The organism is Actinoplanes subglobosus (genome assembly GCF_042650585.1).
Lineage (GTDB): Bacteria > Actinomycetota > Actinomycetes > Mycobacteriales > Micromonosporaceae > Actinoplanes > Actinoplanes subglobosus.
Window position 1 is genome coordinate 504,895 of the sequence record NZ_JBHSBL010000028.1, and the last position, 21,831, is coordinate 526,725.

Below are 21,831 nucleotides of genomic sequence, written 5' to 3' on the forward strand. Positions count from 1 at the left end.
CGCATGTCGATCTCCTGCGGCAGCGCGGTGGAGATTGTCGCGGACCGCACCGAGTTCTCCCGCACGTTCGCCAACCCGGACGGCACCCGCTCGCTGGAGGCCAGCGTCGAGCCACAGCGGGTGCGCCGGAACGGCCACTGGGTGCCGATCGACACGACGCTCGAACGCACGCCGGCGGGCATCGCCCCGGCCGCCACGGTGCTGCCGATGACCTTCTCCGCCGGCGGCACCACGCTGGTCGGCCGGCTCAGTGAGGGGAACCGGGCGATCGCCGTGACCTGGCCGACCGCCCTGCCCGAGCCCGACCTCAAGGGCGACACCGCCGTCTACCGCAACGTCCTGCCCGACGTCGACCTGCGGGTGACCGCGACCGCCACCGGCTTCTCCGAGGTGCTCGTCGTCAAGACCCGTGCGGCCGCCGAGAAATCGGATCTGACCTCGCTCACCTTCGGCCTGGACACCAAGGGTGTGACCGTGGCCAGGAACGCGGGCGGCGGGTTCAGCGCCCGGGACACCTCCGGTGCCGAGGTGTTCACCGCACCGGCCCCGCTCATGTGGGACTCCTCGGAGGCGGTCGAGAACCAGCCCCGGCCGTCGGCCGCGGAGACCGACAGCTCCCGCGGCGAACGGGCCCGGCGGTCGGCCATGCCGGTCAAGCTCGGCCGGGGCTCGCTGACCCTCACCCCGGACCGGGCGATGCTCGCCGATCCGCGCACCGAGTACCCGGTCTACATCGACCCGGCCGTCACCGGCTCGATGTCGGGTGGCGCGTGGACGTCGGTGTGGAGCAAGTACCCGACGAAGTCGTTCTGGAAGAACACCACGGCGCTCACCGACGGGTCGATCACCGGTCAGGCGGGGGTAGGCCGTACCGAGGACTGCGTCGGCTGTGCCGACCACATCATCCGGTCGTTCTTCCGGATGGACACCACCGGTGTCAAGGGCAAGGTCATCGCGGCCGAGTTCCGGATCGAGCAGCGCTGGTCGTGGACGTGCAACCCGAAGAGCAACGCCAAGGTGTGGCGCACCGGCGAGATCTCGTCGGCCACCACCTGGAAGAAGCAGCCGTCGTTCACCAGCAAGACGGCGCAGGTACTGGGCAACCGCAAGTACGGCGCGATCCACGGCTGTCTCGGTGTCGGCACGCTCGAGTTCAACGTGACGAACATGGTCAGCGACGCCGACAACACCGTCACGATCGGCATGAAGGCGATCGACGAGTCCACCAAGAACCAGTGGAAGCGCTACAAGCCGTCGACCGCGCGGCTGTGGGTGAACTACAACCAGCGGCCGCTTGCACTGCGTAACCAGCTGACCGACGCGAAGGCTTGCGTCACCGGTGCGACCCGGCCGTACGTCACCAGGACGACCGGTGTGAAACTGACCGGCACCCAGCAGGACCCGGACACCGCACAGACACTGACCACCTACTTCTACTGGTGGCCGAGCACCGTCGCACCCAACACGAGCAACGTGGTGTCGCAGTCGACGGGCAACAACGCGACGGTCACCGGTACGCTCCCGGCGCTCACCGACGGTGTCACCTACGCGTGGCGGGCCCGCTCCTACGACAACGTGTCCACGGCGTACCGGATGGACAACTGGTCCCAGAAGACCTGCGAGTTCACCGTCGACGCGACGCCACCACCAGCGCCCGGCGGTCTCTCGTCGACCGACTACTCGTCGACGACACCCAGCGGCGGTGTCGGTTATCCGGGGACGTTCCGGATCGCGGCACCGACGTCGACGACCCTTGCCAAAGACATCGCTGTGTACGCGTGGTCGCTCGACGGCGGGGTGAAGATCTCCTCCGGAACCGTGCCGGTGAACGCGGACTTCACCGGTTCGGTCACGCTGACGCCGATGACCGACGGCATCAAGACGTTGCGGGTCTGGTCGAGGGACAAGGCGGGTAACGTGTCCGGGCAGGTCACGTACACGTTCACGGTCCTGCACGGGTCGGGTCCGGCGGCCGGCTGGGACTTCGACGACACGTCGGCGACCACGACCGCAGACACCGCCGAGCACGGCAACACGCTCACCCTGACCGGCGGCACCCGGGTGGCCGGGCGTGGCAACGAAGGCAGCGCCCTGTCCCTCAACGGCACGTCGGCCCGGTCGGCGGCGACCAGTGGCCCGGTGTCGTATCCGAACGCCGCCACGGGTGCGGCGGTCGCGGTCCGTACCGACGCGAACTTCACCGTCACGGCCCGGGTGAAGCTGACCACCACGACCGGTGTGACAGGCCAGCAGATCGCCGTCGCGGCCAGCGGCACGAACACGTCGGCGTACACGATCGGCTACGACGGGCCGGCCAACAAGTGGCGGTTCACCATGGCCGGAAGTGATGTCGCAGCCCCGGCCCTGTACTCGGCGTATTCCAACGTCGCACCGACAGCCGGTAAATGGACGCATCTGGCCGGCACCTACGACGCGGCGACGAAGAAGCTCACGCTGTATGTCGACGGTGTCGCGCAGACCACGACGGCGACTCTGGTCGGTGGCTTCAACGCCACCGGGGCGGTCACGGTCGGTAAACGCCGCTGGGCTGCCGCCGACGACGGTCATCTCAACGGCCTGCTCGACGACGTGGAGATCTTCAGCTCCATCGCGGCGACCGACATCTTCGTGAATCGCTCGAAGGCGCTCCAGCCGGCGATCACGTTCCCGAACGGCACCGAGGTCTCCGCGAGCGGCAACCTCAAGGTCACGTTCGACGCCGAGGGCGACACCAACGTCACCAGGTTCCGCTACAGCCTCGACGCCGACGGTCTCGCCGGCACGGTCGTTCCGGTGGGCGGGACGGCGACCGTCGACATCCCGGTCGGCACGACCAAGGGCGACCGGCAGCTGTTCTTCGCCGGCGAGGACGCCATCCGGATCGGCGCCAGGGACCAGCGCACGATCACCGTCCTGCCGCAGGCCAGCCTCTCCGGGCCGGTCGTCGACGAGGACGGCGCGCCCGTCGTCGGCGCCACCGTCACACTCCAGCCCGGCGGCTACACGGCGACCAGCGACGCCAACGGGATGTACGACTTCCCCGACCTGCCGATCGACACCTACACGGTGCGCGCCGGCTATCAGGGCCGCTGTGGTCTGGCCGGCAGCCAGTCGTTCCTCGTCGGGAAGTACGGCCTGGAGCTGGAACTGACCGTCTTCCCGATCGCCAGCAAGGCCGGGCACCTGTGCGCCGAGCGGACCGTCACCTACGCCTCGGGCACCACGGTCCTGGCGCTGACCGGTGACGACGCGGTCACCAAGGTGGCCCTGCCGTTCGCGTTCCCGTTCTACGGCGGGGCGCCGCTGGAGGTCTGCGTCGACACGAACGGGCTGCTCACCTTCGCTGACACGTGTGTGTCGTACCCGTACACCGGCGGCGGTCAGCTGGGTGCCGAGGCCGAGCCCAACGGGATCATCGCCCCGTTCTGGGACGACCTGGTCGTCGACACGTCCGCCGGCGTGCGCACGGCGGTGACCGGCTCCGGCGCCACCAAGGCGATGTTGATCGAGTGGTACAACGTGCACCGCAAGGGCAACACCGCCCAGCGGCTCAGCTTCTCCGTCTCGCTCGGCATCGACGGCACCATCACCACCAACTACGCCGGTCTCGACAACGCGGCCGAACAGGGTGACTTCGCGCTGGTCGGGATCGAGTCGCCGACCGGGGAGGACGGGCTCGCCTACTCCACCGAGGAGCCGGCGCTCGCGGCCGGCAAGGCGATCGTCTTCACCAACCCGAACGCCGACCCGCTCGAGGTCTTCAACCTGACCGGCAAACTCACCAACGCCGCCGGTACGGCCGTCGCCGGGGCCACCGTGACCCTGGAACCGACCGGACTGACCGCCACCACCGCCGGAGACGGTGCCTACGCCTTCTACGGCCTGGTGTCGGACAGCTACACGGTCAGCAGCAAGCAGGGCACCCGGTGCCTGACCCGGGCCGACGCCGTCGTCGACTTGGCCGCCGACACCGTCAAGGACCTCAGGTACGGGCCCGACCACGGCTCGATGGGCTACTCGTGCACGGTCGGCGCCTCCGCCTACGTCGCCGCGGGCACCGTGCTCGCGCTGACCGGTGACGGCGCCATCACCAGCGTGACCATGCCGTTCTCGACGCGGTTCTACGGCGAGACGTCGAACGTCGTCAAGGTCAGCGTCAACGGCTACGTGTCGGTCGGCGAGAACTACACCCACTACCTCGACGTGTTCTACGACGACCTGGTGATCGACGCGTCGGCCAGTGTCCGTACCCAGTCGGTCGGCACCGCGCCCAACCGGTCGTTCGTGATCGAATGGCGCAACGCCCTCTTCTACAACACCACCGAACGCACCACGTTCGAGCTGGTCCTGCACGAGGACGGGCGGGTCGCGTACCACTACGGCACCGTCACCACCGACCGGCAGAAGGGTCTCAAAGCCGACGTCGACCTGAGCGGCCCGACCGGGATCACCCAGTACTACTCGAGCCGCGAAGCGGTCATCACCTCGAACAGCTCGATCACCTGGACCCCGGCGAGCCCCGGCATCGTCGCCGGTGTGCTGACCGAGGCCGGTACCACCGCACCGATCGCGGGCAGCACCATCACCCTGCAGCCCACCGGCCGGACCGCCGTCACCGGAACCGACGGCAGCTACCAGTTCACCAGCGTCCCGCCCGGCGCCTACCGGGTGGTGGCCGAATACACCGGCGAACGCTGCCAGGGCCAGGACTCGCGGGCCGACGTCTTCAAGGGCGGCGTCGACGTCAAGGCCGATCTGTCACTCAACCAGGTCGACCCCTACTACGACTGCGCCAACATCGCCCAGTCCTACCTGCCCGGCGACACCGTCCAGACCACCTGGACCGGCGACGACCAGGCCTGGCAGGCCACCGCGCCGTTCCCGATCAAGCTGTACGGCGAGACCACCACCACACCGTGGATCAGCAGCAACGGGTTCCTCACCTTCGGGCCGTCCGCCGCCACCGACTACACGGCGACCGCGATCCCGTCCGGAACCGAAGAATACAGCCCGAACACCGCGATCTACCCGATGTGGAGTGACTGGGTCGTCGACGCGTCCGCGGCGATCGCCACCAAGACGACCGGCACCGCACCGAACCGGCAGTGGATCGTCGAATGGCGCAACCTGGCGTCCTACGGCAACACCACAGACCGGGTCTCCTTCGAGATCATCTTCACCGAGGACGGCGGCATCACCCTCGCCTACAGCGGCAGCGCCACCGAACGCGGCGCCGAAGCCACCGTCGGCATCGAAGGGCCGGGCGGCTCCACCGCCTTCCAGTACTCCTACAAATCCGACATGCTCAGCGACGGTGTCGGCGTGCGATACACCTCGAAAACCCCGGAGACCAACTACCTCAACGGTACGGTCACCTGCGCCGGACAACCGGTCGAGAACGCGACGGTGACCGTCGCCGGCCAGAGCACGGCAACGTGGTCGGACGGCACCTACTTCCTCGGCGACCTGCCCACGAAGACACACCAGGTGCTCGTCACCATCCAGTCCGGGGACTGCGCCGGCACCACGGCGCAGGCGGTGCTGATCGGCGCGACGATGCAACCGGTCGACTTCGCCCTGCTCGCCACCCCGCAAAACGCCGGCTACTTCCTCACCGAGACGGCGACCGCCTACACGCCGCTCGGCGCGGAGACGGCACTGGCCGGCACCGACAACTGGAACCAGGTCACCCTGCCGTTCCCGGTGAGCATCTACGGCCAGACCTCCACCAGCGTGTGGATCAGCAGGTCCGGCACGATCGAATTCGACAACGCCTACCTCGACCCGTTCTGGGGCGAGTGGGACGGTGAGGTGCGGACCGAGGTGCGCGGCACCGCCCCGAACCGGCAGTACGTGGTCGAGTGGCACGAGGTCAGCCACCCGCTCGACCCGGCCACCACGGTCACGTTCCAGGCGATCCTGGACGAGGCCGGCGGATACAGCTTCGTCTACCCCGGCACCGACACGACGTTCCTGCGCAGCGGGGGCGTGTCGCTGATCGGGATGTCGAAGTGGGACTGGTCCAGCAATCTGACCTACGGCGACTGGATCACCAACCTGCGCCCCGGAGTCGGCCTGCGGTTCGACCCGGTCGCCACTGCCTGATCCCTCACCCGGCTCCCGGTCGCTCACCACCCGCAGGGGGGTGTGGTGAGCGACCGGGAGCCTTTAATAGGTACCGCTGAATGGATTGAGTCGGTACGAAGAGGCCGTGCCCTTTCTAGCCCTGGCCGCCGCGGTCCTGCTGTTCGGGACCGCGGACTCGATGGTCAACTCCTACATCGTCCTGTTCGGCGCCGACGTGGTCCGGATGACGCCACTCCAGATCGGCGTGTGGTCCTCGGCGTTCGCGGTCGGCGGCATCACGATCAGCTGGACGCTGGGCCGCCTGTTCGACCGGCGACCGACACGGGCGTACGCCATCGTCGTGATCCTCATGGGCTCAGCCGGGTATCTGGTGCTGCCGCGGGTGTCGAGTTACCCGCTGCTGCTCCTGATGGCCGCGACCATCTTCGGGGCGGTCAGCGCCGCCTTCCCGCAGCTGTTCGCGCTGGCCCGGGCCGTGCTGGGCGAAGGCCCCGCCGGCCAGCGCGCCACACCGTTGCTGCGGGCGTCCTGGTCCATGGCGTGGGCCGTCGGGCCACTGATCGGCGCCGTCATCCTGTCCCGTAACGGCTACACCGGCCTGATGTGGACCGCCGCCGCCGTCTACCTGGTCGCCGCCCTGACCGTCCTGGCCGTAACCCGCCCCGGCCCGGTGACGGCCGAAGCCTCCACCGCGGGCCCCACCCCCGTCCTGCTCACGGTGAGCGTCACGCTGTTCTTCACCGCCATGTTCGCCGGCGGCATAGCCCTGTCCCTGTTCGTGACGAGGGGCCTGAACCAGCCGTCCGCGTCGGTCGGCGTGCTCTTCAGCGTCTGCGCGGCCGTCGAGGTGGTGGCCACCCTGATCCTGGCCGCGCTGCCGTCCCGCACCAGCCAGCGCGCCCTGATCCTCGGCGGTTTCGGCTCCTTCGCGGCCTACCATTTCCTGACGGTCGGAGCCTCCGGAATGCCGATGCTGATAGCCGGCCAGGTCCTCCGCGGGCTGGGGATCGCCGTGGTCGCGGCGGCCGGAATCCGCTACTTCCAGGACGTGCTGGCCCCCGCAACAGGCCGCGCCACAACATTGTTCGCCAACTCCGCCACCACAGGCCTGCTGATCTCCGGCATCCTGTCCGGCGCCGCGGTGGAACAGTTCGGCCACCGAACGACCTTGGTCCTCTGCGGCCTGACAGTGGTGGTAGGGGCCGTAGCTTTCGTGGCAGGCTCCCACAGCCCACCCACCAGGCATGCAACGGAGACACCCGTCGATGACACCTTCCGAACAGCCGCAGAGCCCCCCATCGCCGACCACCCAGCCTGACCCCGCCAGGCCCGCCACTCCCGAGTCCGCTCCCGCTCCCACCTCCGCTCCCGCTCCCACCTCCGCTCCCGCTTCCGCGATCCCTCCCGCTCCCGCGGCCTCTCCCGCTCCCGCTCCTGCCTCCGCTCCCGCGATCCCTCCCGCTCCCGCGGCCTCTCCCGCTCCCGTTCCTGCCTCCGCTGCCGCTCCCACGGCCTCTCCCGCGTCGGTGGCCTCGCCCTTTTCGGCGGCACACGCACACGGCCCGACGCTGATCATCCTGCGCGGCAACTCCGGCAGCGGAAAAACCACGACCGCCCGGGAAGTCCGCCGCCGCTACGGCCGAGGCTGCGCCCTCATCGAACAGGACCAACTGCGAAGGGTCCTGCTGCGCGAACACGGCGGCCTCGGCGACGAAGCGATCGCCCCCGGATTCATCGTCGGAACAGCGAAGGCTGCCCTGGAAGCCGGTTACCACGTGGTGCTGGAGGGAATCCTGCACAGCGGCGAACACCGCACCCACCTGCGGCAACTCATCGAAACCCACCCGGGCCCGGCGAGCTGCTATTACATGGACGTCTCGTTCGAAGAGACGGTCCGGCGACACCACCAGCGAGCCGAACCGATCCCGGTAACCGCCGACATGATGCACGACTGGTACACGAACAAGGACCTGCTCGGCACCCCCGGCGAACGGATCATCCCAGAGACATTCACCCTCGAGGAAGCAGTGACCACCATCCTGCAGACAAGCGGCCTGACCCAGGCCACACCCCGAACCCCATGCCCGACAAGCTGTCACCGCTGCACACAGAAGACGACCACCTCCCCGGCACGGATGCTCAACCACAGACGGCAGCCCACAAGCGTAAGAGAATGAACCAGGCGAAAGGAGACCCGGCCCACAAGCCCCTCGACAATAATTGACCAGAACCCCCGAAGGGTGATCGTTGAAAACCTCGCCGGATGCAGCTTGAACGAGTGAAACATCGACCAATTGCTCACAGCGTCCACCCATACTCATGAAAAACTCACGGGGACCTGTCGGAGACAAGGACGAAACCGCAAGATCCGGCTCACCCAGCCGCTCAGCGTCGGACCCCAGCACGCCTGCCGGACCCACCGCGGGCACCGCTTCGGTCGTCTGATCCGCAACGGGCACCGCTTCGTTCGTCTGATCCGTAACGGGTGCTTCCAGCCGGCTCGCCAGCGTGGCCGGGACGGCGCCCGCGGCTGATGTGGGCTGCATAGTCGCAGCAGGCATCATAGTCTCGCCAGGCATCGGGCCTCCGGCAGGTGCGGGCGTCCTGTTCGCCGGCAGCCGGGGCGCAGGCAGCCGGGGCGGCGGCTGCTGGGGCGGCGGCTGCTGGGGCGGCGGCGTGGGAGCTGGCTCGGAGGCAGGCCGCTGCGGGACGAACGCCTCGTGGCGTGGTGGAACAGGCCTGACCGCTGGCGATGATCCATTTTCCCGAAGACGCCGAAGCTTTTCAGCGTGGCGGCGTTGCAAGCCCCAAGCCCGGTGTCGCTCGTGCTCGCGGCGAAATTCTTCACGCTCGGCAGAGTAATTCCGAGACGCGGTCCGGTCACGCATCACAGCAATTTCAGCCCGGCTGAACAATGACCCCTGCCTCATGCCTAAATTCTTCCGCGCCCGAATCCGGAAGTGTAAGCAGTGGATCATGCCAACCTATTTTGCCGGATATCGACCGCTGGCGCCGTCCCCGGTAGATCTCAAGACCGTAGTAAGCCGAAGAACTCTGAGAGGGTGGTTACAAATGATTTGGTAGTTCCAATCGCACTACTTACGCACTTTCGCCCTTATTCATCCGGCAGGGTCAGGGCGAAGGGCGTGCGAGGCCGCCACATCTGGGCCGAGCCGGAGGACCAGTTGCAGGCCGATTGATCCATCGCCGCTCGGCACCCTTCGCCGATAGGGCACCTGAGCAGGCAATCCGCGTCGGCCCCGAAACATGAAACCCATCAGAGCGTCTGTAACCGCCCCCTGAGAGGCGGCCTCGGTAGCCGAGATCGAAAGTCTTCCGGTTGACCAGGTGCGGGATGGAGCATTCGACGACGGCACGCAGGCTGTCCGATGCCCGGCTGCAGCTCTTGCCGACTTCGGTCACTGGCCTGGCCGGCGGTTCGCGGTACGGCGTCGACGGGCCGCAGCCCTGAAAGCCCATGCCCGCGAGCACACCGGGGCCGCCGTCGGCGAGGTGGCCGACCCCGCGGTCCGCGAGACCGGAAGCGGCGACCGTGACGTTGTCGTGCGGCGCGCCACCGGTCGGGGTACCGGTATCGAAGATCCGGCCGTCGGGGTCGAGATGACCTGCAAGTTCATCCAGGCAGGCCGGTGCCTGCCGGAGAACAGGTCCGTCGGAACGCCCGGGCGGCCGCGGCTCGGGACCATCCGAACAGCCCACCCGCGAGGTCTCGAACCCGCGAAGTCTTGAACCCTGCGAGGTCTTGAACCCTGCGAGGTCTTGAACGTTGTCGTGGCGCAGCAGGGGCAGGGCCAGGACCACCGCCCGCTGCAGATCCAAAACCTTGCGCCGGGCTGCCAGCCCTCCACAAGGGCGGACACTGTTTGCGACGGAGACAGCTCGGACTCGGTCTTCTCCCAGACCGGCCGGTCGTCGCGCCAGCCGGTGAGCGGCGGGGTGAGGTCCTTGAGAGGGCTGAAGCCGACCCAGGCTCAAGCCCGGTCCATGCGAGTGGTCTCGGCCGGTGGGAGCGCAGTCTCGGCCAGCGGGAGCGCGGTCTTGGCCGGGCGGCGGAGCGGTCTTGGCCGGGCAGCAGTGCGGTCCGGGCCGGGCAGCAGTGCGGTCTTGGCCGGGCGGCGGTGCGGTCTTGGCCGGGCGGCGGTGCGGTCTTGGCCGGGCGGCGGTGCGGTCTTGGCCGGGCGGCAGTGCGGTCTTGGCCGGGCGGCAGTGCGGTCCGGGCCGGGCGGCAGCACCGACAAGGTGTCCCTGCTACGCACGCAAACGACCGTAAATGCGATCAAGACCGTGCCGCCGGACGGCGACGCGGTCTTGATCGGGCGGCTATCGGGTCACGTCTCGATGACGAGGATCTGCGTCTCGTAGCTGACGCTCAGCCGTGAGTCGTTGCCGGTGCAGTAGACGTAGGTGAACACGCCCGGGTTCTTCCACGCCGCGTAGCGGGTGTAGGTGCCACCGGCCACCTTGCGGCACTTGATGACCGCCCGGTGCTTGTAGACGGCTGCCCCGACGACGCAGTAGTCGCGGGCGCCCTTTTCGCCGTAGTTACTCACCGAGCATCCGGCGGCGAGGGCCGGACTGGCCAGAGCGACACTGCCGAAACCGGCGCCCATCATGACGGCGGCGGTCGCCATCCCGATCGAAGATCTGGTGAACGCATGGTGCTCTCCGTGATGCGATGCCCTTTCGGGCACTTACCGGACATCATCGTATTTGCATATGGTGAACCGGTAACCCGGGAGGCTGGTGTCGCGGGTACAGCCGCGTCAGTCCTCGACGGCGTAGGCGGTGAACCGGTACACCCCGGGGACCTGTTTCTCGACCTGGGCGCCGACACGACGGCCCTGCTCGGACCAGGCTGCGTCCTGGTCCTCGCGGACCTCGTCGGGCATGTGCTGGTAGCCGTATTCGGAGTAGAGCAGCACGCCCAGCGCCTTCGGCTCGTAGCCGTCGTAGTCGTAGACGCGGGGTACCGCACGGGGCAGGGCCAGCCTGGCCGTGGCGGTACGGATGTGCGCGAGAATGGTCGCCCGCTCGGCCTCGGGGATGTCGGCGCCGTCGGCGCGGGACACGAAAAGCGCGGGACCGAAGGCTGACATGGACGCTCCTGATCGAACCTGACGACTTCCTGATTATTGCTCGTCAGGCTGTCCGGCGCGGCGGGGAAAGTCCCTGCCGGACAGGAGGGTCCCATGCGGAGGAATGCCGCGCTCATCATCGCCGCGGTCGCGCTCGCCGGGCTGACGGCCTGCGGTTCCGAAGGGGAGACGACGGAGGCCGCGGACAAGCCGGGGGTGGCGACCTTGCAGAGCGCGGCCGCCGCGCCAGCCGCCTCGGCGTCCAAGAAGTCCGAGCGCCCGCGGGAACGCCTCGACATGACCCCGGAGGAGTACGAGGCGCTGCTCGAACCGTACAACAAGTGCATGCGCGAGCAGGGGTTCGATCCGGTCGATGCCCGCAAGAAGGCCGAGGTGGCGGCGGCCGGCTCGGAGGAGGAGAAGAAGGCGGAGCAGGCGAACCAGATCTGTGAGCCGCAGTTCCTGCCGTTGCCGCCGTGGGAGAAGGATCCGGCGAACCCGGAGGCGCGGGACTTCGCCCTCGACGTCGTGAAGTGCCTGAAGCATGCGGGTGTCGAGTTCGTCGAGGTCAGTGAGGACGGTATCTCGATCGCGCTCGGCGGCGACCAGAACGACTCGCGGTCGATCACGCTCGGTATGGACCGGATCCCGGACTGCGAGCGGGAGGTGGCCGCTAAATCCTGATAAAAGCGACACCTTCAAAGACGGCGGCCGAGATTTCATCGGCCGCCGTCTTTTGCTGCCAAGGGGAGGTCTGGGAGGGGAAGGGCGGTCAGCGGAGGGAAGGGCGGTCAGCGGAGGGAAGGGCAGGCGGCGAAGGAAGGGCGGGCGGCGAAGGAGAAGGAGGGAAGGGCGGGCGGCGAAGGAAGGGGAGGGAGCGGTGGGCGGCGAAGGGTGGGCAGTCAAGGAAGGGAAGGGAAGGGAAGGGAAGGGTGGGCGGCGAAGGGTGGGCGGTCAGGGAAGGGAAGGCGGCGAAGGGTGGGCGGTCAGGGAAGGGAGGGGAGGGTGGGCGGCGAAGGGGAGGGGTCAAGGAAAGGGAAGGGTGGGCGGCGGGAGAGGCTGGTGGCGGGTGTCAGTGCAGGGCCTGCGCGGGCGGAAGGCGGGCGGCGCGCACGGACGGATAGACGCCGGCCAGCACGCCGATCACCACGGCTCCGCCCACGCCGACGGCGGCCGATTCGAGGGGGACGACGATCGGCCAGTTCTGCCAGCGGGCGTAACCCACGGTGGCCAGCAGGCCCAGCAATGTTCCGGCCAGGCCTCCGGCGGTGGACAGCACCATCGACTCGGTCAGGAACTGGCCGCGGATCTGGCCCCGGGTCGCACCCAGGGCCCGGCGCAGGCCGATCTCCGAGCGGCGTTCCAGCACCGACACCACCATCGTGTTGGCGACCCCGATGCCGCCGATCACCAGGGCGACCCCGGCCAGGGCGAGGAACAGCACGGAGAAGCTGCTCTCGGTGGCACGTTTCGCGGCGAGCGCGTCGGACGGCCGGGTGACCAGGACCTGACCGGGCCGCTCGGGGTTGATCGTCTCGGCCAGGACCGACCGGACCGTCTCCAGCTGTGACTCCTCGGCCCGCAGGTAGACGACCGTCGGCCGGCCGTCGAAGCGGAGTTCGGAGCGGGCCGCCTCCCAGCCGACGAGCACCGAGCGGTCGATGTCGGGGGACAGGGGAGTGGTGGCGAGGATCCCGACGACCGTGAACCAGCGGTCGCCGATCATCACCTGCGGTGCGGCGGTCACGCTGGTGACGCCGAGGCGGGTCGCCGCGACCGAGCCTAGGACCACGGCCGGGAAACCGGCGGTGGCGGCCGTGAGCCAGTGTCCGGATTCGATCCGCGCGCTGATCACCGGTAGCAGGTCCAGCCTGGCCGCCAGCACGCTCAGGCCGGTGCCGCTCGTCGGGTCGGCGCGGTCGTTACGGCGTACCGCTGCATGGGTGTTGCCGACCGCGCTGGCCGCCCGGACCGGACCGATCCGCTCGGCCATCGCCACCGCTGTCTCCGGCAATTTTGCCGGTGGTTCCTGGTTGGGGATCGGCATCGCCTGCAGGGTGTCGGTGCCGAGGGCGGTGAGTTCGCGGACCAGGGCGGCCTGGCTGGACGCGGGGATGCCGGTCACGACGATCATCGTGGCGATGCCGATCGCGATGCCGAGGCCGGAGAGCAGTGCCCGCAGCGGCCGGGTCCGCAGCCCGACGACACCGAGGGCGAGCATGTCAATCGGGTTCGTCACGGGACCAGCCGCCCGTCGCGGATCTCGACCCGGCGGGGCAGGGCGGCGGCGATCTCCCGGTCGTGGGTGATCAGGGCGATCGTGGCGCCTTCGGCGTTGAGCCGGTGCAGCAGGGCCAGCACGGTCTGGCCGGTGGCGGTGTCGAGGGCACCGGTCGGTTCGTCGGCGAGGATCAGGGCCGGGCTGTTGACCAGGGCGCGGGCGATCGCGACGCGTTGCCGTTCGCCGCCGGAGAGCTGGTTCGGGCGGTGGTCGGCGCGGTGGGCGAGACCGACCCGGTCGAGTGCCTGTACGGCCATCGCCGCCCGTCGCCGCCGCGGCACTCCGGCGTAGAGCAGCCCGGTCGCGACGATGTCGGTGGCGGTCAGGCCGTCGGTCAGGTGGAACTGCTGGAAGACGAAGCCGATCTCGCGGGCCCGCAGTGCCGACAGCCGCCGGTCGGAGAGGGTGGTGACGTCCTGGCCGGCGATCCGGACGGTCCCGGAGGTGGGGCGGTCGAGTGTGCCGATGATGTTGAGCAGGGTGGATTTGCCGGAGCCGGACCGTCCGACGATCGCCACGAACTCGCCGGCGTGGATGTCGAGGTCGATTCCGGCGAGCGCGGTCACGCCGCCGGGGTAGATCATGCCGGCGTCGCGCACCGACAGCACGGGGGCGGTCATGACGCCACCACCACGTCGGTGCCCTCGGTCAGGCCGTCTCCGGTGATCTCGACCCAGCCCTGCGCGAACATTCCGGTGGTCACGGCCACGAGACCGGACGATGTCTGTACGGCGTACCCGCCCTCGGCCAGCGCGATCAGGGCCTCGACCGGCGCGGCGAGGACGTCCGGGCGGGACTTCCCGGCGAAGGCGACCGTCACGTCGGCGGAGTCGATCTTCGCGATGCCGGCCGGGTCGTCGACGGTCACGGTCACGGTCAGTTGTGGTGTGCCGTCCCCGATCGTGCCCTCGGGGGCGGCCAGGGTGCGGCCGACCGACAGGACGCGGGCCGGGATCTCCCGCTCGTCGGGGAGGACGACGGTGACGGCGGCGCCGCGTTCGATGGAGGCGGCCTCGGACATCCCGGCGGACACGGTGATCACCTTGCGGGTCGGGGTGACCGCCATGAGCGGGCCGTTCGCGGGGGCGCCGGGCTGCACGGCGACGGAGTCGACGCGGACCGCGCCGGAGAGCACCTCGACGTCACCGACGGCGATCGTGCCGGTCTCGGGGAGGCCGAGGTCGCGTTGCCACTTCCTGATCGCCGCGATCATCCCGGAGGTGAGCACACCCTCGCCCTTCTTGATCTTGACGGGGGGAACCGGTGGCGTTGACGCGGATGGTGTGGAGGGTGAGGGTGAGGGCGACGCGGCCGGAGGTGTCACCCATGTTCCGGGCCGCGGCCGGTAGCCGAGCGAATAGCCCAGTTCGGACAGATTGCCGGCGACGATCTCCACGTCCCGGCCCACCAGCCCCTTGCCGGCGATCTCCCGGTAGAGCGGCATCCCACCGTAGAACAGCGGCACCGGCCGGTCGTCGGCCCGGTACAACTGCTGACCCCGCTTGATGCTCGCCCCCGGCGCCGGAAGCCACGTGACGGTCGCCTGCCGGTGACCCTCGACGGCGCGCGGGTTCCCGTACCCGATGGATCCGGAAATTGATTTTGACGTGCTCAGATCGCGTCGCTCGAGCTTGGCGGTGGCGACCGGATCGGTGGTGGCCGGCGCGGGGGAGGCGGCGGATCGCGGCTCGGTGAGGAGGAAGGCGCCGCCGGAAAGGAGGGCCAGCGCGCCGGCCGCGAACCCGATCCGCCGGAGGTGAGAGTGAGCAGGCATGCCGGAGAGCCTGGGCGGAGATCGTTAGAAAGCTGTCAGGTCTCGCCCGACGACGGGCCCGATGGTGGCGCTCGCACCTATAGTCGCCGCCATGTGCGCACACGTGCTGATCGCCGACGACGATCCCCGGCAGGCCGAGGTGGTCCGGCGGTACCTCCAGGCCGACGGTCACGAGGTGGCCGTGGTGCACGACGGGCGGCAGGCGCTCGACCAGGCCCGGCGGCTGCGCCCGGACCTGCTGGTGCTGGACGTGATGATGCCCGAGCTGGACGGCCTGCACGTGTGCCGCACGCTGCGCGCCGAGTCGGAGGTGCTGGTGCTGATGCTGACCGCGCGGACCGGCGAGGACGACCTGCTGCTCGGCCTGGAGCTGGGCGCCGACGACTATCTGACCAAGCCCTACAGCCCGCGGGAGCTGATGGCCCGGGTGCGCACCCTGCTGCGGCGGGCGAGCCGTCCGGTCGCGGGTACCAGACGGGAGGTGGGCCGGGTGGCGCTCGATCCGGAGACCCATCAGGTGACCGTCGACGGCGAGCCGATCGAGTGCACCCGTGGCGAGTTCGCGATCCTGGCCGCCATGTGCGAGCAGCCGGACCGGGTGTTCAGCCGTGGCCAGCTGCTGCACCACACCCGTGGCATCGACCGCAGTTCCACCGAGCGGACCATCGACGTGCACGTGATGAACCTGCGCCGCAAGATCGAGACGGATCCGCAGCGGCCGGTGCAGCTGCTGACCGTCTACGGGGTCGGTTACCGGCTGACGGCGGGCCCGGCATGACGAAGGTGCGGTGGCGGCACAGCCTGGTGACCCGCCTGCTCGCGACGTCGGTGCTGATCGCGATCGCCGCCATCGGGTCGACGGCCTGGCTGGCGGTCCGCACCGCGACCCGCGCCATCAGCCAGGAACAGGGCCGGTCGCTCACCGACGACAAGGGTGTCTACGACATGCTGGTCACCTACGCGGCCGGGCATCCGGACTGGTCGGAGGCCACGGAGCTGATCCGGGTCCGGGCTGCGAAACTGGGCCGGCGGATCACCCTGATGACCGAGGACCGCCAGGTGATCATCGATTCGGGTCCGGGCCCGTCACTGGCCGCCGCTCGTCCGTCGGCCGTCGTCGACCCGCTCAACCTGGATCTCGGCCTGACCGGCGGCACCGAGCGGATCGACACCCGCGCGGTCGGCCCCTACCTGCTGCCTGCCGCCGAACGTGCCAAGCTGCGCGACTACGCCCTGAAGTCGAAGTCGTGCCTCGACTACGCCGGGGTGTCCGGTCGTGTCGTCGACACCCCGAGCGGCCGCCCGGCTCTGGAGCTGACACTGCCCGACACGAGCGGCGCCCTGGCCCGGTGTTCGGCCGGGCTGGACGAGGAGGTCACCGACACCGAGAGGAAGGCGCTGAAGACGCTCGGGAAGATGACGAGTGCCTGCCTGGGCGGGGTCGACGGCGGCACGGTGATGGTGTCGCCGCAGTTCAGCGCCTATGTGGTCACCTGGAAGGAGGCCGCCGACCGGACCGTGGTGCCGATCGTCCCCGACTACCGCACCAAGGAGAAGGGCCAGGTCGCGCGGATCCGGTCCTGCCTGGAGAAGTCCCGCCGCACCCAGCTCCAGCCGTTTGTCGCCCCGCCCGCGTTGCTCTTCGTGACCGATCCGGACACCGGCGCGGCCGAGACCACCTTCACGCTGTCCGAGGAGAACACCGTCCGGATCGTCACCACCACCGGTGCCGTCCTGCTGGCCACCATTCTCGTCACGGTGCTGGCCGGGCGGCGGCTGGTCCGGCCGTTGCGGGCGCTGACCGAGGCCGCCGACCGGCAGGCGCCGATGGTGGTCTCCGGCCGCGACGAGATCGCCCACCTGGCCCGGGCGTTGAACGCCTCGGCCGAGCAGCGGCGCGCCATGGTCAACGACGTGGCGCACGAACTGCGGACGCCGCTGACCAACATCCGCAGCTGGCTGGAGGCCGCCCAGGACGATCTGGCACCCACCGACGCGCAGCTGGTCGATCTGCTGCACGAGGAGTCGGTGCTGCTGCAGCACCTGATCGACGACCTGGGTGACCTGGCCGCCGTCGACGCGGGCACGCTGCGGGTGCATCCGGAGCCGATCCGGGTGCGGGACGTGATCGAGCAGGTCGTGGAGGCACATCGGGGCACGGCCGCGGTGCGTCTGGAGACGCGGGTCGAGGGCGATCCGGTGGTCCGGGCCGATCCGGTGCGGTTGCGGCAGGTCGTCGGCAACCTGGTCAGCAACGCGATCCGTTACACACCGGCGGGCGGTGCGGTCACGGTCACCGCGTCGGACACCACGATTGCGGTACGGGACACCGGCATCGGCATCAGCGAGCAGGATCTGCCGCGCGTCTTCGACCGTTTCTGGCGAGCCGACGAATCGCGGAGTCGCGCGACCGGCGGCAGCGGACTGGGGCTGGCCATCACCCGCAAGCTGGTCGAGGCCCACGACGGCACGATCGAGGTGCAGAGCACTCCAGGCCGGGGAACCGTGTTCACAGTCCGGCTTCCGGCCCTCCCGGCCTGACGCGGCGGGTACCTTTCCTGGGGAATCGTCTTCATCGGGAGAGGACGCGATGGCGACCCGCCGCGACTTGCTCACCGTGGGCAGCGCCGCTCTCGTGACGGCGCTGACCCCGGCACCCGCACGAGCCGCCCCGCCGGCCGACCCGTTCACCCTCGGAGTGGCGTCCGGCGATCCGCTGCCCGAGGGCGTGGTCCTCTGGACCCGGCTGGCCCCGCACCCGCTGGAGCCGACCGGCGGCCTGCCGAGAGCCGACTACCAGGTCCGATGGCAGGTGGCCGAGGACGAGGGGTTCACCCGGGTGGTCAAGGACGGTGTCACCGTCGCGGCCGCCGCCTACGGCCACTCGGTGCACGTCGACGTCCGCGGCCTGCGGCCCGCCCACGACTACTTCTACCGGTTCCGCACCGACCGGCACATCAGCCCGGCCGGCCGCACCCGCACCACCCCGGCCCGTACGGCGAGACCGGAACGCCTGCGGTTCGCGATCGCCTCCTGCCAGAACTACACCAACGGCTGGTTCACCGCGCTGCGCCACCTGGCCGCCGAGGATCTGGACGTGCTCTTCTTCCTCGGCGACTACATCTACGAGGGCGCCGTCGACGCTGTCGGCGGTGACCGCAACGACCGGTCCCTGCGGCTGCCGGACACGTTCGAACTGGCCGCCGACACCCTCGACCTGTACCGGATGCGCTACGCCCTCTACCGCACCGACCCCGACCTGCAGGCCGCGCACGCCGCCGTCCCGTGGGCGCTGACCTGGGACGACCACGAGGTGGAGGACGACTACGCGGCCGCCGTGCCCCGCGGCGGCGGGCCGCCCGCCGACTTCCTGGTGCACCGGGCCAACGCGTACCGCGCCTACTGGGAGAACCAGCCGCTGCGCCGCCCGCGCCAGCCCGCCGGCCCGGACATGCCACTGCACCGGCGGCTGTGTTTCGGGGACCTGGCCCACGCGTACGTCCTGGACACCCGCCAGTACCGGACCGACCAGGCGTGCGACGGCCGGATGGTGTCCGTCTGCGCTCAGCGGGACGAGCCGGGCCGTACCCTGCTCGGACCCGGTCAGCGGACCTGGCTGCTCAACGGCATGGCACACGGCGGCGCCCGCTGGAACCTGCTGGCCCAGCAGGTGATGATGGCCGAGTGCCGGTACGGCGGTGCTGCCGGCCGCCTCGACATGGACAAGTGGGACGGTTATCCGGCCGACCGGGCGGCGATCCTCGGCGCCGCCGCCCGCGTCCCCGGCACGGTCGTCCTGACCGGTGACATCCACTTCAACTACGCCGCCGACCTGCGCACCGACTTCTCCCGGCCGGACCTGCCACCGGTCGGCGTGGAACTGGTCGGCACCTCGCTCACCAGCGGCGGCGACGGTGCCGACGTGGTCCCGAAACTCCAGCAGCAACAGCGGTACAGCCCGCACCTGCGGTTCACCAACGGGCAGCGCGGCTACGTGCGCTGCGAACTGACCCGCGACATGTTGCGCGCCGACTTCCGGGTCCTGCCGCACGTCACCCGCCCCGGCTCACCGATCACCACGCGAGCCTCGTTCGTCTCCGAGCGCGCCCGTCCCGGACTGGTCGCGGCATGAAGATCATGTCCGCGCTGCTCTGCGCGCTCCTCCCGGCGGCACCCCCGCCGGACCCGGTTCACCTGACGGTGGATCCGCGCAGCCTTCCGCTCACCACCGGCCCGTGCAACGCCCGAGAGCTTTCGGTACGGCTGGCGAACACCTCCACCCAGCCGTTGTACGCCGACGCCGAACTGTCCGCACCGCGGGCCCTGCACCTGCAACGCACCCTGGTGTCGACGTGGCTGCCGGCCGGATACACCAGCACCGTGCCGGTCAGGGTCAGCGCCACCACCGGCACCCCGCCCGGCGACTACCGGATCAGGGTCGGCGCCATCGACGTCCCGGTCACGCTGTCCGCCCCCGCGCCGTCGGCCACCCTGGTCACCCGTGCCGCCGAGGTGACCGCGGCGTCGTTCCGCGCGAAGAACCCGATCTGCGCGGCCACCGACGGCGACCCCGCCACGTTCTGGTCGGACGGCACCACCAAGTACTGGCCCGACTGGTTCCAGCTCGGCTGGAACACCCCGGTCACCGTGTCGCGCGCCGACGTCACGACACCACCCGGGAACGGCCTGCGCGACTGGGACGTCCAGGTGTGGTCCGGCGGCTGGCAGACCGTGGCGTCGGTCCGCGGCAACACGGCCACCACCCGGACCAGCCGGTTCCCACCCCGCCCGACCTCAGCGGTGCGCATCCTGACGCTGTCCGGCAACGGCCTCGGCGACCTGTCCCGCATCGCCGAACTCACCGTCTCCTGACTCGTGCCCGCCGGTCGCGGAGGTGGTCGCGCTCGGCCGCGTCGTCGGTCAGGGCGATCGCCCGGTCGTACTCGGCGAGGGCCTCCGCGTGCCGCCCGAGACGTTCCAGCAGGTGCGCGCGCGTCGCCCGGGCCGGCTGGAAACGGCGCCCCGCCTCACCGGCGCCGGCCAGCAGCTCGTCGAGGCGCGCGAGCCCGGCCTCCGCCCCGTCGGCCTCGGCCGTCACCGCCGCGAGCGCCACCCCACCACCGAGCGACGGCGCCAGATCATTCAAGATCAAATGCAGGTCCATCAGCGTACGGGCATCCGCCGCCCCCGAGCAGTGCAACGCCTGGACGGCCGCCTCCACCTGGAACCGCCCCAGCCGCCCGAGACCGTGCGCCACCCGCAGATGCTCGTGCGCCCGCGCGATCAGCCCGCGATCCCACCGCCCCGGATCCTGCTCCTCCAACGGCACGAACCGCCCGTCCACCCCGGAACGCGCACCCGCCCGGGCCGCCGACAACTGCACCAGCGCCGCCAGCCCGTGCACCTCCGGATCCTCCGGCGCCAGCGTGGCCAGCACCCCGGCCAGATGCAGCGCCTCGGCCCCGCCCCGGTCGATGACGAACGCCCCGTAGACGGCTTCGAGCACCGCCGCCATCCGCCCCGGCAGATCGCCCCGATCGGGGATCCGGAACGCGATCCCGGTGGTCCGGATCCGCTTCTTCACCCGCACCAGCCGGGTGGCCATGGTCGCCGCCGGCACCGAGAACGCCCGCCCGATCTGCTCGGCGGTGAACCCGAGCACGGTGTTGAGCATCAGCGGCGTGTGCATGCCCGAGTCGATCGCCGGATGCGCACAGACCAGCATCAGCTCCAGCCGCCGGTCCGGAATCGCGTCCACGTCGAGGTCGTCGAGCCAGGCCGGGCTGTCCCGTTCCACGTCGAGAGCCACCGTCCGCCGGAACTCGGCGGCCCGCCACCGATCCCGCAGCCGATTACGGGCCACGGTCAGCAGCCATCCGCCGGGATTGCCGGGAACGCCCTGCCCCGGCCATGTACGGACGGCCGCCTCATAGGCGTCGGCGAGCGCGTCCTCGGCCGCCGGGATGTCACCCGACCGGCCCGCGAGCAGGGCCAGCAGCCGGCCGTGCCACTCACGGGCGGCTGCCTCGGCCTCGGTCAGCGGGTCCATCCACCGTTCACGACCGAGGTCGCCACCGGCCGGACCTCCACGGCACCCCATTCCGCGCCGGGACACCGCTCGGCCCACCCGATGGCCCCGTCCAGATCCGGCACGTCGATCACGAACACCCCGGCGAGCGCCTCCTTGGTCTCGGCGAACGGCCCGTCCTGCACCCGGGTCGCCCCGTCCCGCCGGCTCACGGTCGTCGTAGCCGGCGTGTGACTGAGGATGTCCGCCGACAGCAGCACTCCGGCCTCGTGCAGCGCTTTCGCATACACCCCGAAGGCCCGCTGCCCCTCGGCCATCGCCTCCTCACTGAGCTCCCCCTCGGCCGGCTCGAAGTGGTGCATCAGTAGCGCGTACCGCATGATCTCTCTCCTCCGCTCGAACTCCGTCACCGTGATGACGAACGGCTCTCCCGCAAATCGTCACCTACCTCCGGTCGGGCGGCCGAGCTTCGACTCTCCTGTGACAGGGGACTGTTGTCGCCGCCTCTCGATGCCGGACAGACCGGGCAAGGGCGGACAAGCTTGGTCCATCCATTGGAATCGGA

General features: G+C 70.0%; 15 protein-coding genes. 8 read left to right on the forward strand and 7 right to left on the reverse strand.

Annotated features, from left to right (window positions below; all coding sequences use genetic code 11):
• Nucleotides 1-27: 27 nt before the first annotated feature.
• The 3 genes from ACFO0C_RS42635 to ACFO0C_RS42645 all read left to right on the forward strand — a co-directional run bounded on the left by ACFO0C_RS42635 (nt 28) and on the right by ACFO0C_RS42645 (nt 8,264).
• Nucleotides 28-6,105, forward strand: coding sequence for a carboxypeptidase regulatory-like domain-containing protein (locus tag ACFO0C_RS42635; RefSeq protein ID WP_378072546.1), 6,078 nt, complete (start codon nt 28-30; stop codon nt 6,103-6,105).
• 106 nt (nt 6,106-6,211) lie between these two features.
• Entirely contained in the window at nt 6,212-7,405 is a 1,194-nt protein-coding gene (locus tag ACFO0C_RS42640; RefSeq protein WP_378072547.1) for an MFS transporter, read from the forward strand.
• Between the two features lie 208 nt (nt 7,406-7,613).
• Complete coding sequence (locus ACFO0C_RS42645) at nt 7,614-8,264, forward strand: AAA family ATPase (RefSeq protein WP_378072548.1); 651 nt, start codon at nt 7,614-7,616, stop codon at nt 8,262-8,264.
• A gap of 2,172 nt (nt 8,265-10,436) precedes the next feature.
• Here the strand turns inward: ACFO0C_RS42645 and ACFO0C_RS42650 are convergent.
• A complete protein-coding gene (locus ACFO0C_RS42650; protein ID WP_378072549.1) occupies nt 10,437-10,739 on the reverse strand; it encodes a hypothetical protein in 303 nt (100 codons plus the stop codon).
• Nucleotides 10,740-10,871: 132 nt separating this feature from the next.
• Nucleotides 10,872-11,204 carry a hypothetical protein gene (locus tag ACFO0C_RS42655; protein WP_378072550.1) on the reverse strand — a complete coding sequence of 111 codons (333 nt, stop codon included), beginning with the start codon at nt 11,202-11,204 and terminating at the stop codon, nt 10,872-10,874.
• A 93-nt stretch (nt 11,205-11,297) separates the two neighbouring features.
• Here ACFO0C_RS42655 and ACFO0C_RS42660 point away from each other — a divergent pair, with 93 nt between their 5' ends.
• Nucleotides 11,298-11,867, forward strand: coding sequence for a hypothetical protein (locus ACFO0C_RS42660; protein WP_378072551.1), 570 nt, complete (start codon nt 11,298-11,300; stop codon nt 11,865-11,867).
• A 388-nt stretch (nt 11,868-12,255) separates the two neighbouring features.
• Here the strand turns inward: ACFO0C_RS42660 and ACFO0C_RS42665 are convergent, their stop codons facing one another.
• The 3 genes from ACFO0C_RS42665 to ACFO0C_RS42675 are packed head-to-tail and all read right to left on the reverse strand — an operon-like array spanning nt 12,256 to nt 15,238.
• The gene (locus ACFO0C_RS42665) at nt 12,256-13,422 is read right to left on the reverse strand and encodes an ABC transporter permease (protein ID WP_378072552.1); all 1,167 of its coding nucleotides are present in this window, start codon (nt 13,420-13,422) and stop codon (nt 12,256-12,258) included.
• A complete protein-coding gene (locus tag ACFO0C_RS42670) occupies nt 13,419-14,084 on the reverse strand; it encodes an ABC transporter ATP-binding protein (protein ID WP_378072553.1) in 666 nt (221 codons plus the stop codon). Before ACFO0C_RS42670 ends, ACFO0C_RS42665 begins: the two co-directional genes overlap by 4 nt.
• Nucleotides 14,081-15,238, reverse strand: coding sequence for an efflux RND transporter periplasmic adaptor subunit (locus tag ACFO0C_RS42675; RefSeq protein WP_378072554.1), 1,158 nt, complete (start codon nt 15,236-15,238; stop codon nt 14,081-14,083). Before ACFO0C_RS42675 ends, ACFO0C_RS42670 begins: the two co-directional genes overlap by 4 nt.
• A gap of 91 nt (nt 15,239-15,329) precedes the next feature.
• Here ACFO0C_RS42675 and ACFO0C_RS42680 point away from each other — a divergent pair, with 91 nt between their 5' ends.
• Genes ACFO0C_RS42680 through ACFO0C_RS42695 form a run of 4 tightly spaced genes read left to right on the forward strand, consistent with a single transcriptional unit; the run spans nt 15,330 to nt 20,110 of the window.
• Nucleotides 15,330-16,016: a response regulator transcription factor gene (locus ACFO0C_RS42680; RefSeq protein ID WP_378072555.1), complete on the forward strand. Its 687-nt coding sequence runs from the start codon at nt 15,330-15,332 to the stop codon at nt 16,014-16,016.
• Nucleotides 16,013-17,779 carry a sensor histidine kinase gene (locus tag ACFO0C_RS42685; protein WP_378072556.1) on the forward strand — a complete coding sequence of 589 codons (1,767 nt, stop codon included), beginning with the start codon at nt 16,013-16,015 and terminating at the stop codon, nt 17,777-17,779. The genes ACFO0C_RS42680 and ACFO0C_RS42685 overlap by 4 nt, the downstream gene beginning before the upstream one ends.
• Nucleotides 17,780-17,828: 49 nt before the next feature.
• A complete protein-coding gene (locus tag ACFO0C_RS42690; protein WP_378072557.1) occupies nt 17,829-19,370 on the forward strand; it encodes an alkaline phosphatase D family protein in 1,542 nt (513 codons plus the stop codon).
• Nucleotides 19,367-20,110, forward strand: coding sequence for a discoidin domain-containing protein (locus tag ACFO0C_RS42695; protein ID WP_378072558.1), 744 nt, complete (start codon nt 19,367-19,369; stop codon nt 20,108-20,110). Before ACFO0C_RS42690 ends, ACFO0C_RS42695 begins: the two co-directional genes overlap by 4 nt.
• Here ACFO0C_RS42695 and ACFO0C_RS42700 read toward each other — a convergent pair.
• Complete coding sequence (locus ACFO0C_RS42700; protein WP_378072559.1) at nt 20,097-21,287, reverse strand: RNA polymerase sigma factor; 1,191 nt, start codon at nt 21,285-21,287, stop codon at nt 20,097-20,099. The two genes, ACFO0C_RS42695 and ACFO0C_RS42700, sit on opposite strands and share 14 nt — an antisense overlap.
• Entirely contained in the window at nt 21,275-21,646 is a 372-nt protein-coding gene (locus ACFO0C_RS42705) for a YciI family protein (RefSeq protein WP_378072560.1), read from the reverse strand. Before ACFO0C_RS42705 ends, ACFO0C_RS42700 begins: the two co-directional genes overlap by 13 nt.
• Nucleotides 21,647-21,831 lie beyond the last annotated feature (185 nt).

Excerpts from the sequence above, each read along its gene's own strand:
- ACFO0C_RS42700 (WP_378072559.1), bottom strand. The coding sequence starts at position 21,287 with ATGGACCCGCTGACCGAGGCCGAGGCAGCCGCCCGTGAGTGGCACGGC.
- ACFO0C_RS42660 (WP_378072551.1), top strand. The coding sequence starts at position 11,298 with ATGCGGAGGAATGCCGCGCTCATCATCGCCGCGGTCGCGCTCGCCGGG.
- ACFO0C_RS42680 (WP_378072555.1), top strand. The coding sequence starts at position 15,330 with ATGTGCGCACACGTGCTGATCGCCGACGACGATCCCCGGCAGGCCGAG.
- ACFO0C_RS42690 (WP_378072557.1), top strand. The coding sequence starts at position 17,829 with ATGGCGACCCGCCGCGACTTGCTCACCGTGGGCAGCGCCGCTCTCGTG.
- ACFO0C_RS42655 (WP_378072550.1), bottom strand. The coding sequence starts at position 11,204 with ATGTCAGCCTTCGGTCCCGCGCTTTTCGTGTCCCGCGCCGACGGCGCC.
- ACFO0C_RS42685 (WP_378072556.1), top strand. The coding sequence starts at position 16,013 with ATGACGAAGGTGCGGTGGCGGCACAGCCTGGTGACCCGCCTGCTCGCG.
- ACFO0C_RS42670 (WP_378072553.1), bottom strand. The coding sequence starts at position 14,084 with ATGACCGCCCCCGTGCTGTCGGTGCGCGACGCCGGCATGATCTACCCC.
- ACFO0C_RS42705 (WP_378072560.1), bottom strand. The coding sequence starts at position 21,646 with ATGCGGTACGCGCTACTGATGCACCACTTCGAGCCGGCCGAGGGGGAG.
- ACFO0C_RS42675 (WP_378072554.1), bottom strand. The coding sequence starts at position 15,238 with ATGCCTGCTCACTCTCACCTCCGGCGGATCGGGTTCGCGGCCGGCGCG.
- ACFO0C_RS42695 (WP_378072558.1), top strand. The coding sequence starts at position 19,367 with ATGAAGATCATGTCCGCGCTGCTCTGCGCGCTCCTCCCGGCGGCACCC.
- ACFO0C_RS42650 (WP_378072549.1), bottom strand. The coding sequence starts at position 10,739 with ATGGCGACCGCCGCCGTCATGATGGGCGCCGGTTTCGGCAGTGTCGCT.